An 11,769-nucleotide genomic window follows, 5' to 3' on the forward strand; every position below is an offset into this window, starting at 1 on the left:
TTTTATTCGCGATAGCAAGTACCGTTTTCGAAATTAAATTTTTGTTACTTGATCGAAGTCAAGTTCCATTTTCGTTTCACGGCCAAACATGTCGACAGAAACTTTTAATTTCTCTTTCGCACCATCGATTTCTTCCACTTTTCCTTGGAAACCTGCAAATGGCCCTTCTAATACTTCCACTAGTTCACCAACCGTAAAGTCAATTTCTGCTTTACGTTCTGTCACACCCATTTGCTTCAAGATAAACTCGACTTCTTCTGGTAATAAAGGAGTTGGTTTTGCTCCCCCACCTGAAGATCCGATAAACCCTGTAACACCTGGCGTGTTACGCACTACATACCACGAATCGTCTGTCATGATTAACTCGACAAGGACATAACCTGGGAATGTTTTACGCATAACCGTTCTTTTTTTGCCATCTTTAAAATCTGTTTCTTGCTCTTCTGGAATGATGACACGGAAGATTTTATCTTGCATGCCCATCGTTTCAACACGTTTTTCTAAGTTTGCTTTCACTTTGTTTTCATATCCAGAATACGTGTGCACTACATACCAATTCTTTTCCATAGTTCAAGGACTGTTGTCCGTCCCTCCTTTTTTCTAGACAAATGAAAAAACCCGTTCACAAACTAAGACGGGCTATTTTCACGCATTCTTCATTATCCAATTACAGGGATAAGAACCAACGAAATGCTTCTGAAATCCCAAGATCGATTACTGTAAAGAACAAAGCCATAAATACAACAGTTGATAATACAATGACGGTATATCTCGTTAGTTCTTTGCGCTTTGGCCAACTAACTTTTCTCATTTCAGAGACAACCTTACCGAAGAAAGAAGTAATCTTTGACATTCTAATTTTACCCTCCGAGCAATAATCTATTCGCACGCACACAAGTCAAATTGATTGTTTATGAAGCGTGTGTGTTTGGCAATGGGAACAAAACTTTTTGCGTTCTAACCTTACAGCTTGCGCCTGATTAGAAACTGGTACGGTGTAATTTCTAGAACCGCATTTCTCGCAGCACAGTACGACTTTTTTTGTCATGTAATCACCCGACCTAAATCTAGTAATTCTTATAAAGACTATCACCCATTAAATTGACTGTCAACATCTGTCAAGGAAAAGGGCCTTCCTCTCTCTCTATCACTAGTTAAATCTTTTATTTAACAAATGGAAGAATTCACTAGAGTCGAAAGGATTTAGTTTTCTAGAAAATTAATGAACTGTTCCAAGCTCCATGTACCGTTCCAATTTTCGCTTTACTCGTTGCAAAGCATTGTCTATGGATTTTACATGTCGATTGAGTTCTGCTGAAATTTCATAATAAGATTGTCCATCGAGATATAATGCAAGAACTTGCTGTTCCAACTCACTCAATATCTCTCCCATTTTCTCTTCCATATAGACAAGATCTTCTTGATTGATCATGACTTCCGCAGGATCTTCCACTCCGGTGCCGGAAATGACATCCATTAGTGTGCGTTCCGATTCTTCATCATAAATAGGTTTGTCTAATGAGACATACGAATTTAACGGAATATGTTTTTGTCTTGTTGCTGTTTTAATGGCGGTAATAATTTGTCGCGTGATACAAAGCTCCGCGAACGCTCGAAACGAAGCGAGCTTATCATCCCGAAAATCTCGAATTGCTTTATACAGCCCGATCATTCCTTCTTGGATGATATCTTCTTTGTCCGCTCCAATTAAAAAATAGGACCTTGCTTTCATTCGTACAAAAGATCGATATTTCGTAATAAGATAGTCCAAAGCATCTGTTTCGCCAGCGTGGACCAGTGCTATGAGTGCTTCATCTGGTAAGGAGTCATACGATTGATTCGTTTCCTGGATTTCTTCGCTCTTCATCAACTGGATCACCCCCGCTGTTCTGCGTAGTTAGACCTAGTATACAGGAAGGAGAAAATGAGCGTCAACGCTTCATTTCATCCCTCTTCGCCATTTTTCGAAAATTTCCGCAATTTCAGGCGTTAATGGAATTTTTGAAATCGGCTTGGACACTTTGATTTCCTGTACTTTTTTCGATATTCTCGTTTCAATATCTTCCATCTCAATTTCTAATTCCCGAGCAGATTTTCGAAGGGCTCCTTGTGCGAATATGACCCGTTGCTCAGTGAAGTCTGAAGTGGCAACATGCAGCTGAACCAATCGATTCGACAGCTCTATTGTCAACTTCTCTATTCGTTCATCCGCCGTTTCGTTTTCTCGTGTAAAGACGACTTCCACATCAAATGTCCGATTCTTTTTTTCAATTCCAGGTACAAGATGGGCATCGAACACTACGATGACTCGCCAGCCCGTGTACGCTTTATATTCAGCCATTAGTTCAATCAGCCGATCGCGTGCATCCAGTAGTTTTTCATCCCGAAGTTTCCGAAGTTCCATCCAAGCACCGATTATGTTGTAGCCATCGACTAGCAGGATATCCATTTTATTTTCCGCCAAGTGGGTTTCGAACACGGTACACTTCGTACATCAACAAAGATGCAGCAACAGAAGCGTTCAACGATGTGACATGACCAACCATCGGCAGATGATAAAGGAAATCACATTTGTCCTTTAGCAAGCGACTCATCCCTTTTCCTTCACTACCGATAATCACAGCGAGGGGCAACGTGGCATCCATTCGTCGATAATCCGCTGAACCCTTTGCATCTGTTCCAGCAATCCACACTCCTCGTTCTTTTAGCTCATCAATTGTTTGTGCTAGGTTGCCGACTCGAGCGACTGGCACATGCTCTATAGCTCCAGTGGAAGTTTTCGCTACGACGGATGTTAATCCGACTGCTCGTCTTTTCGGAATGATGACACCGTGCACACCTGCTGCATCAGCTGTCCGTAAGATTGATCCTAAATTATGCGGATCTTCCAGTTCATCTAACACGAGGAAAAATGGATCTTCTTGTTTTTGTGCCGCTTTTTCGAATAAATCATCCACTGTTGCATAGCTATACGCTGCGACAGAAGCACAAACCCCTTGGTGATTCGCGCCATCTGTTAACTGATCCAGTTTGTTTTTCGGGACAAACTGCACGATTATGCCCGCTTCTTTTGCAAGGGTCAGCAATTCTTGAATGCCTGCTTTTTTAACGCCTTCTCCAACCCAAATTTTGTTCATGTCTCGTCCAGAACGAAGCGCTTCTAAAACCGGATTCTTCCCAGAAACGATTTCTTTTTCCTTTTCTCGATCTTTCTCTGTTTGACTCATGTTTGTTCCTCCTCAATCCAACCGATCGCTAATTCGATTATTTCCAACACGCGAGTATGCTCCCCTAGTAAATATAAATATCCTAATATTGCTTCAAAGCCAGTGCTGTTATTGTACGTACGAACATCGGTGTTTTTTGGAACGGAACCGGACTTCGCATTTCTACCACGTCGAAACACCGCTTGCTCTTCTTCCGTCAGACGATTTTCTTCTAACAAACGATGCACGACATTCGATTGAGCTTTTGCAGAGACGAAGCGAGTGGCTTGTCGATGTAAAACATTCGGTTTTACTCTACCTGTTCGAAGTAAATATTCTCGCACTTCCCGCTCTAACACTGCGTCTCCCATATAGGCAAGCGCAAGGGAATTGAGTTGCTTAATATCGATGTCTCGAAGTGTATTTTCCATCTTCATGCGCGTTTCCATCTCGTCCCTTGAGACGTGTCTTCTAAAATAATGCCGCGAGCTTTTAAGTCATCGCGAATCGCATCTGCTCGTGCAAAATCTCTATTTTTTCGAGCTTCTAATCGCTCGTCAATTAATGCATCGATTTCTGCATCTAAATCTTCGTTCGCCGCTTCTACTTGTAACCCAAGAACAGACATTAATTCCTCTAGTACCGATAAAAATTGCTGGAGCACAACTGCTTGTGTATGTTCTTCATTCAAATACGTATTCGCTAGTCTCGCCAATTCAAAGATGACGGCAATTCCATTTGAAGAGTTGAAATCGTCATCCATCGCTTCGATGAATAGCGCTTTTTGTTCTGAAATCTTATGCAACCAAATATCCGCTTGGTCCCCTAACTCAGGTGCAACGCTCAAACGATACTTCGTATTCGCGTATGCCGTACGAATCCGGTCTAACCCAGCTTCCGCGTTTTCGACTAATTCTTGAGAGAAGTTAATCGGATGACGATAATGAACCGACAACATAAAGAATCGCAACACTTGGGGGTCAATTTGCTGACGAATGTCGTGGACTAAGACGAAATTTCCTAGTGACTTCGACATCTTTTCATTGTCGATATTAATGTAACCGTTGTGCATCCAATAATTCGCAAACGTTTTGTCATTGTGTGCTTCTGACTGGGCAATTTCATTTTCATGATGGGGGAACGTCAAGTCTTGCCCGCCAGCATGAATATCAATCGTGTCGCCTAAAATCGACTTTGCCATAACTGAACACTCGATGTGCCAACCTGGTCTACCCGCTCCCCATGGACTATCCCAACGAATTTCGCCTTCTTTCGCCGCTTTCCATAACACAAAATCGAGTGCATCTTCTTTTTTCTCGCCAACTTCGATCCGTGCACCCATTTTCAAATCATCAATCGATTGATGCGATAATTTTCCGTACCCCTCAAACTTGCGCGTTCGGAAGTAAACATCGCCTTGCGATTCGTATGCATACCCTTTTTCTACCAAGACTTCTATAAACGCAATAATTTCTGCCATATGCTCCGTAACACGAGGGTGCGCATCTGCACGTTTGCATCCTAATGCTTCGACATCTTCGAAATATGCTTGAATGAAGCGTTCCGTAAGTTCCCCAACTTCTTCTTGTAACTCATTTGCCGTTTTAATAATTTTGTCGTCGACATCGGTGAAATTCGAAACAAACGTCACCTCATACCCGCGGTATTCTAAATAGCGACGAACCGTATCGTAGACAATCGCCGGACGAGAATTTCCTATATGAATATAGTTATATACAGTTGGCCCACACACGTACATTTTTACTTTTCCTTCTTCAATTGGACGGAAAATTTCTTTTTCCCGTTTTAATGTATTGTAAAGTTGAATCGCCATTAGGACATTCTCTCCTTTTCCGCACTCGTTCGTAATTCATCTACTTCTTTTTCTAACTTTCGGATTTTGGCCTCTAACATGTTGCAAATATCCGATACAGGATCCGGTAAATTTTGATGGTTTAGTCCCTGTTTCCCTACTTTTCGGCCATCTTGAATCACTACTCTACCAGGAATTCCAACGACAGTAGCATTTGCAGGAACATCTTTTAACACAACAGAACCCGCTCCGACTTTACTATTTTCGCCAATCGTAATAGAGCCAAGCACTTTAGCTCCCGTTGCCACTAAGACGTTATTTTGCAACGTTGGATGGCGTTTTCCTCGCTCTTTCCCAGTTCCACCTAGCGTTACACCTTGGAAAATCGTGACGTCATCTCCTATAATGCACGTTTCACCAATAACAACGCCCATTCCGTGGTCAATGAAAAAGCGCCGTCCTATTTTAGCCCCTGGGTGAATTTCAATTCCCGTAAAGAATCGACTTATTTGAGAGACAACTCGAGCTAAGAAGAATAATTTTTTTTGGAATAAAGCATGCGCTACCCGGTGCGCCCAAATGGCATGTAATCCCGCATAGGTTAAGATAATTTCTATTTTACGTCTTGCTGCTGGGTCTTGTTCAAAGACTACAGCAATGTCTTCTTTCATTCGTCCAAACATCCGTACACCTCCTGTTTTTCCCATTAAAAAACGCCTCTGTCATCGAAATGACAGAGACGCATCGTTTGCGCGGTTCCACTCTGATTGAGACGTTTGTTGTGCATGAACATGCACCGTCTCCGCTTAAGATCCGTAACGTGGATAGACGGCTCGCCTACATAATTTCAGCTAAGCACTCCGAGGTGCATTTCTAAATTGTCTTGGCCCAGACCACTTTCAGCCGGTGATGGTCTTCTCTAAAGAGCGTCCAATTTATACTTCTCCTCATCGCGGTGTTTCCTTATATACGATGTAAATGGTAGCTTTATTTAATCACCCAACGATTGGAAAGTCAATTTTATTGTTTTGCGAACTTTTCTACGCGTTTTAACACGGTTTCTTTCCCTAACAAACTAATGGCATTAGGAAGTTCTGGACCATGTGTTTGGCCCGTCGTAACAACACGGATTGGCATAAACAAGTTTTTCCCTTTATGACCAGTCGCTTTTTGCACCGCTTTGATTGACGCTTTGATCGAGTCCGCATCAAACGATTCAAGCGACTCCAACTCGTTCGCAAATGCAGCCATTACTTCCGGGACTTGTTCTCCATTTAATACTTCTGTCGCTTCTTCATCGTATGCAAGTTCGTCTTTAAAGAACACATCCGATAACTCCACAATCTCTGCTCCAAAACTCATTTGTTGGTGGTAAAGCGCAATTAAGTTACGTGCCCATTCCGCTTGCTCCGCCGAAAGTTCCGCCGGAAGCTTCCCTGCTTTTTGTAGGTGCGGCAATGCTAGTTCCGTAACTTCGTCGAGCGAAAGTTGTTTCACGTATTGGTTATTCATCCACGTTAACTTTTGCTTATCAAACATCGATGGAGATTTAGATAAACGATTCACATCGAACATCTCGATAAATTGTTCTTTCGTGAAAATTTCGTCTTCCCCTTCAGGAGACCATCCAAGTAACGCGAAGAAATTGAACATCGCTTCTGGCAAATATCCTAAATCTTTATATTGCGCAACAAATTGAATGATTGACTCATCACGTTTCGACAGTTTTTTACGGCTTTCATTAATAATAAGCGTCATGTGGCCGTATTCCGGGGCTTTCCATCCGAATGCATCAAAAATCATTAATTGTTTCGGTGTATTAGAGAGATGTTCTTCCCCACGGAATACGTGCGAGATTTTCATGAAATAGTCGTCTAATACTACCGCATAGTTATAAGTTGGAATGCCATTCGTTTTCACTAATACCCAGTCACCAACGTCTTTTGATTCAAACGTCACTTCTCCACGGACTAAATCCGTAAATGTATACGTCACATTTTCCGGCACACGCATACGGATCGTAAAGGACTCTCCATTTGCTTCTTTTGCTGCTACTTCTTCTTTTGAAAGGTTACGACACGTACCGGTATACATTGGTGCTGCAATACCGCTCGCTTTTTGCGCCTCACGCTCTGCTTCTAACTTTTCTGGACTACAGAAACATTTATACGCTTGACCCTTTTCGAGCATTTTTTCCGCGTGCTCTTTATACACATCTAAACGTTCCATTTGACGATATGGCGCGTATGGTCCACCGATATCCACGGACTCATCATAGTCAATTCCTAACCAACGTAAATTATCTAACTGCGATAATTCGCCACCCTCAATATTTCGTTCAATATCAGTATCTTCAATACGGACGATGAATTTTCCGCCGTGATGTTTTGCGAATAAATAATTGAATAATGCGGTACGTGCCCCACCGATATGTAAATTTCCTGTCGGACTTGGCGCATAACGAACGCGTACTTCTTGCGTCATAATAGTTCCTCCTCTAATCGTTGCAAACTTTTTCTATTTTATCACCCATTGTTCGATTGAACGAGTAAAATTGTCGCCTGAGAAGCAATTCCTTCCCCGCGACCTGTAAACCCTAACTTTTCCGTCGTGGTAGCTTTTACGTTTACTTGAGACGGATCTGCATTTAGTAATCCTGCAATACGGTTTCGCATCGCCTCAATATGTGGAGCCATTTTCGGCGCTTGCGCAATAATCGTACAATCGATATTTCCAAGCTGATACCCACGCGCCTCGACCATTTTCCAAATATACGAAAGTAGTTTGGCGGAATCGGCATCCTTAAACTCAGGATCCGTATCCGGGAAATGACGACCAATATCGCCTTCCCCAATCGCACCAAGTGCAGCGTCCGTCACTGTATGTAACAATACATCTGCATCCGAATGACCGATTAACCCTTTTTCATATGGAATCGTCACGCCACCAATGATTAGCGGACGACCTTCCGCAAATTCATGCACATCAAAACCTTGTCCAACTCGAAACATAGTTAACCCTCCTGCGCTCTATATCGAAGAATTGCCTCTCCAAAAAGCAAATCCTCCGGCGTTGTAAGTTTAATGTTATCATAACTCGCCTCAACAACAGAAACAGCCGTCCCGATTCTTTCCACAAGCATCGATTCATCTGTCCCTAAAAAGTGATCCGCCGCTGCCACTTCATGCGCTTTTTGCAGCAACTTCGTCTGAAACGCTTGCGGTGTCTGAATCGCTACCATTGACTCTCGGTCCACCGTCTCCACAATTGTTGAGCCTTCCACACGTTTCAACGTATCCTTCACCTTCACACCAGCTACCGCCGCTCCACTAACTCGTGCTTGTTGAACAAGCTTATGGATCGTCTCTGTGTGAATAAACGGCCGTGCACCATCATGGACAAGCACCAACTCAGACAAATCAGACTCAAAAAGACACGATTTCACACTATATTGACGTTCAGATCCTCCCGTAAGTAGTTTCGTCACTTTCGTAATGGCATAGTGGTGGAGTAACGACTCTAATTCCTGTCGCTCCTCTTCTTTAATTGCCAACAAGATTCGCCGACATGCATCATCCTTTTCGAAAACCTCCAACGTATGGATAAGAACAGGCTTTCCGCTAAGTTCTAATAACAGCTTGTTTCGGTCCGCTCCCATGCGTTTCCCGCTACCTGCCGCCGGAATAATCACATCATATTGCATTGCTCCACCTCCAAAATGATCAAATTTCTATAAATGCTTTTTGTAATTAAGTTTAATGTAAAGTCGCTGATTGTTCAGGACACTTTGCGCCGACATTGGGTCACTTTGGATCAAGATTAGGACACTTTCCTCAAACATTAGGACACTCTGCGCCAACATTAGGACATTTTGCGCCGATATTGGGTCACTTTGGATCAACATTAGGACACTTTCCTCAAACATTAGGACACTTTCCTCAAACATTAGGACACTTTCCTCAAACATTGGGACACTTTCCTCAAACATTGGGACACTTTCCGTCAACATTAGGACACTTTGCGTCGACATCAAGACACCTTCCCACAACATTGGGACACTTCCTCTTCCCTCGCCTGTTGTTTAGGCTTCTCTCATGTACTCTATTTCTTGTTTCATTTTACACGTCGACCGCTCTTTACACTATCTCCCTTTTTAAAATAGGAAAAGACAGTCCGACGTGCGAACTGTCCGAAGTGTTATTTTGATTTGGCGAAGATCATTCGGCCTGCTGATGTTTGTAAGACACTTGTTACGACAACATCAATTGCTTGCCCGATGAATTTTTTCCCGTCTTCTACGACGATCATGGTGCCATCGTCTAAGTAGGCGACCCCTTGGTTTTGTTCTTTGCCGTCCTTGATGACAACGACGTGCATTTCTTCTCCAGGTATAACGACTGGTTTCACAGCGTTTGCTAGGTCATTGATATTTAAAACTGCAACGTTGTGCAAATCACATACTTTATTCAAATTAAAGTCATTGGTGACCACTAATCCACCAATTTTCTTAGCTAGTCGGACAAGCTTTAAGTCCACTTCTTGGACGTCATCAAAGTCATCATCGACGATTGTAACGGCTGATGCACGTTCGGTTTGTAGTTTCTTTAAAATGTCCAACCCGCGACGTCCTCGAGTTCGTTTTAACGTATCGGAGGAATCGGCAATGTGTTGCAGTTCTGTTAATACAAATTGAGGAACGACGAGTGTTCCTTCTAGAAATCCGGTAGTCGAAATATCCGCAATTCGGCCATCGATAATGACGCTCGTATCTAGAATTTTTACCGAAGCTATGTGTTCGCCTGATACTCCACCATCAGAGGCTTTGCGCTTTGTCGGAGCTTTTGCAGATGTGAAAAGTTGAATTAGCTCGTCACGCTTTTTAAATCCAACTTGGAAACCTAAATAACCAAGTACAACGGTTAATAAAATCGGCAAGATCGAGTTAATCACTGGTAATTGAATCGAGTCGACTGCAAAGTTGAGCAAAAAAGCAACGCTTAGACCGATAATTAAACCGAGAGTTCCGAACAACAAATCTCCAATGGGAGCTTTTAGCAGTTTGTCTTCGAGCCATTTCATGAAATCGATTAACGGCTTTGTCATTAATAGTGCGAGTACATAGAGCATTAATGCACCGATGAGAATCGATACATACGGATTGTTGATCCACGGGCTAGAGGATAAATGTATGAGCTCGTATAATTGCGGTAAGAATAATAAGCCTAGTGTCCCACCAATCAGTATGAACGTAATTTGAATAATCCACCTTAACAATGATTCCACCTCCTATTTTTCATCAGTATACACGATTTCACTTGGCAACACCTATTGGAAAGGGAGAGGAAACTTCCTCACCCTTCATAAGGAAATGCTTCTTTTAACGCATCATCAATCGTGTCTGCACCTACGACGCGAATCCCCTCTGGGAAGTCCCAACCACCAATGTTCGATGCAGGAATAATTGCTTTTTTAAAACCGAGTTTTGCCGCTTCTATTACGCGTTGTTCAATCCGAGATACTCGGCGAATTTCTCCTGTCAAACCAACTTCTCCAATAAAACAATCCGTCGCTTTTACCGCAGTTCCTTTAAAGCTCGATACTATAGACGTCAGTACAGCCAAATCGATAGCAGGTTCATCCAATTTTACGCCACCCGCTACTTTAATATAGGCATCTTGCGTCTGCAGAAGCATCCCCATTCGTTTTTCGAGAACTGCCATTAATAACGAGATGCGATTTTGGTCAATTCCACTTGCCATCCTTTTTGGAAAGTTAAAACTAGAAGGCGTGACGAGGGATTGTATCTCTACAAGGATTGGTCGCGTCCCTTCCATTGAAGCCACGACTGTCGATCCTGCGGCACCTTGAGAACGCTCTTGCAAAAATAATTCCGATGGATTTAATACTTCCTTTAATCCACCTTGTAACATCTCAAATATCGCAATTTCGTTCGTAGAACCAAAACGGTTCTTTTGTGAGCGTAAGATTCGATACGTATGATGGCGCTCCCCTTCGAAATAAAGAACGGTATCCACCATGTGTTCTAGCAATCTAGGACCAGCAATTTGCCCTTCTTTTGTGACATGTCCCACTAGGAAAATCGCAATATTCTTCGTTTTTGCTATACGCATTAACTCCGCTGTACATTCTCTTACTTGCGACACACTACCAGGGGCACTCGTTACTTCTGGGTGATGAACCGTTTGGATCGAATCAATGATGACAAATTTCGGTTCTACTTGTTCGATGGTTTCATTCACCAATTCTAAGTTTGTTTCGGAATAAATATATAACTCCGATGAGGTAACTCCTAAACGCTCAGCCCTCAATTTTGTTTGGCGAATCGATTCTTCACCTGACATGTACAGGACTCGCTGCCCTTTATTCGCAAGCAAAGCACTTACTTGAAGGAGTAGGGTCGACTTTCCAATCCCGGGGTCTCCGCCAATAAGCACGAGGGAACCCGGCACAATTCCTCCTCCAAGAACGCGATTCAATTCGTTTAACTCCGTTGCAACTCGCGGCTCTTCTTGCGTTTCAATTGCTGTAATAGGCGTTGCTTTCGCAGATACTGTTTGGCTATGCTGGAACGTTCGGCGAGGTCCTTTTACGACAACTTCTACTTCTTCTACCATCGTGTTCCAAGCGCCACAACCTGGGCATTTCCCCATCCATTTTGGTGATTCGTAGCCACAGTCATTACACATAAATTTCGTTTTACGTTTTGCCATTTGCGCCTCCTATGTAAGA

General features: G+C 42.8%; 14 protein-coding genes and 1 other annotated feature. All 14 genes read right to left on the minus strand.

All coding sequences use genetic code 11. The features are described 5' to 3' along the window. Positions 1-33: 33 nt before the first annotated feature. The gene (gene nusG / locus D3873_RS12635) at positions 34-567 is read right to left on the minus strand and encodes a transcription termination/antitermination protein NusG (RefSeq protein ID WP_119884341.1); all 534 of its coding nucleotides are present in this window, start codon (positions 565-567) and stop codon (positions 34-36) included. 100 nt (positions 568-667) lie between these two features. After that, positions 668-853 carry a preprotein translocase subunit SecE gene (gene secE, locus D3873_RS12640; protein WP_119884342.1) on the minus strand — a complete coding sequence of 62 codons (186 nt, stop codon included), beginning with the start codon at positions 851-853 and terminating at the stop codon, positions 668-670. Positions 854-898: 45 nt separating this feature from the next. Further along, positions 899-1,048, minus strand: a complete 150-nt coding sequence (gene rpmG, locus D3873_RS12645) for a 50S ribosomal protein L33 (protein ID WP_119884343.1) — start codon at positions 1,046-1,048, stop codon at positions 899-901. Between the two features lie 171 nt (positions 1,049-1,219). Then, positions 1,220-1,867: an RNA polymerase sporulation sigma factor SigH gene (gene sigH, locus D3873_RS12650; RefSeq protein WP_119884560.1), complete on the minus strand. Its 648-nt coding sequence runs from the start codon at positions 1,865-1,867 to the stop codon at positions 1,220-1,222. 72 nt (positions 1,868-1,939) lie between these two features. Beyond that, entirely contained in the window at positions 1,940-2,449 is a 510-nt protein-coding gene (locus D3873_RS12655; RefSeq protein ID WP_119884344.1) for an NYN domain-containing protein, read from the minus strand. Position 2,450: 1 nt separating this feature from the next. Beyond that, positions 2,451-3,227 (minus strand): 23S rRNA (guanosine(2251)-2'-O)-methyltransferase RlmB, encoded by a 777-nt coding sequence (rlmB, locus tag D3873_RS12660; protein WP_119884345.1) that lies wholly within the window; start codon positions 3,225-3,227, stop codon positions 2,451-2,453. After that, positions 3,224-3,643 (minus strand): Mini-ribonuclease 3, encoded by a 420-nt coding sequence (locus D3873_RS12665; RefSeq protein ID WP_205536270.1) that lies wholly within the window; start codon positions 3,641-3,643, stop codon positions 3,224-3,226. The genes rlmB and D3873_RS12665 overlap by 4 nt, the downstream gene beginning before the upstream one ends. Beyond that, positions 3,640-5,040, minus strand: a complete 1,401-nt coding sequence (gene cysS, locus D3873_RS12670) for a cysteine--tRNA ligase (RefSeq protein ID WP_119884346.1) — start codon at positions 5,038-5,040, stop codon at positions 3,640-3,642. Before cysS ends, D3873_RS12665 begins: the two co-directional genes overlap by 4 nt. Beyond that, the gene (cysE, locus tag D3873_RS12675) at positions 5,040-5,702 is read right to left on the minus strand and encodes a serine O-acetyltransferase (RefSeq protein WP_119884347.1); all 663 of its coding nucleotides are present in this window, start codon (positions 5,700-5,702) and stop codon (positions 5,040-5,042) included. Before cysE ends, cysS begins: the two co-directional genes overlap by 1 nt. A gap of 49 nt (positions 5,703-5,751) precedes the next feature. Further along, positions 5,752-5,982: a binding site (T-box leader), on the minus strand. A gap of 57 nt (positions 5,983-6,039) precedes the next feature. Next, positions 6,040-7,503, minus strand: a complete 1,464-nt coding sequence (gene gltX / locus D3873_RS12680; RefSeq protein ID WP_119884348.1) for a glutamate--tRNA ligase — start codon at positions 7,501-7,503, stop codon at positions 6,040-6,042. A gap of 41 nt (positions 7,504-7,544) precedes the next feature. After that, complete coding sequence (ispF, locus tag D3873_RS12685) at positions 7,545-8,030, minus strand: 2-C-methyl-D-erythritol 2,4-cyclodiphosphate synthase (protein WP_119884349.1); 486 nt, start codon at positions 8,028-8,030, stop codon at positions 7,545-7,547. A 2-nt stretch (positions 8,031-8,032) separates the two neighbouring features. Then, positions 8,033-8,722, minus strand: a complete 690-nt coding sequence (ispD, locus tag D3873_RS12690; RefSeq protein WP_119884350.1) for a 2-C-methyl-D-erythritol 4-phosphate cytidylyltransferase — start codon at positions 8,720-8,722, stop codon at positions 8,033-8,035. A 494-nt stretch (positions 8,723-9,216) separates the two neighbouring features. After that, positions 9,217-10,293 (minus strand): PIN/TRAM domain-containing protein, encoded by a 1,077-nt coding sequence (locus D3873_RS12700; RefSeq protein WP_119884352.1) that lies wholly within the window; start codon positions 10,291-10,293, stop codon positions 9,217-9,219. Positions 10,294-10,370: 77 nt separating this feature from the next. Beyond that, the gene (gene radA, locus D3873_RS12705) at positions 10,371-11,750 is read right to left on the minus strand and encodes a DNA repair protein RadA (protein ID WP_119884353.1); all 1,380 of its coding nucleotides are present in this window, start codon (positions 11,748-11,750) and stop codon (positions 10,371-10,373) included. Between the last annotated feature and the right edge of the window lie 19 nt (positions 11,751-11,769).

The sequence above is a fragment of the Paenisporosarcina cavernae genome (assembly GCF_003595195.1).
In the GTDB taxonomy this organism is placed as follows: Bacteria; Bacillota; Bacilli; order Bacillales_A; family Planococcaceae; genus Paenisporosarcina; species Paenisporosarcina cavernae.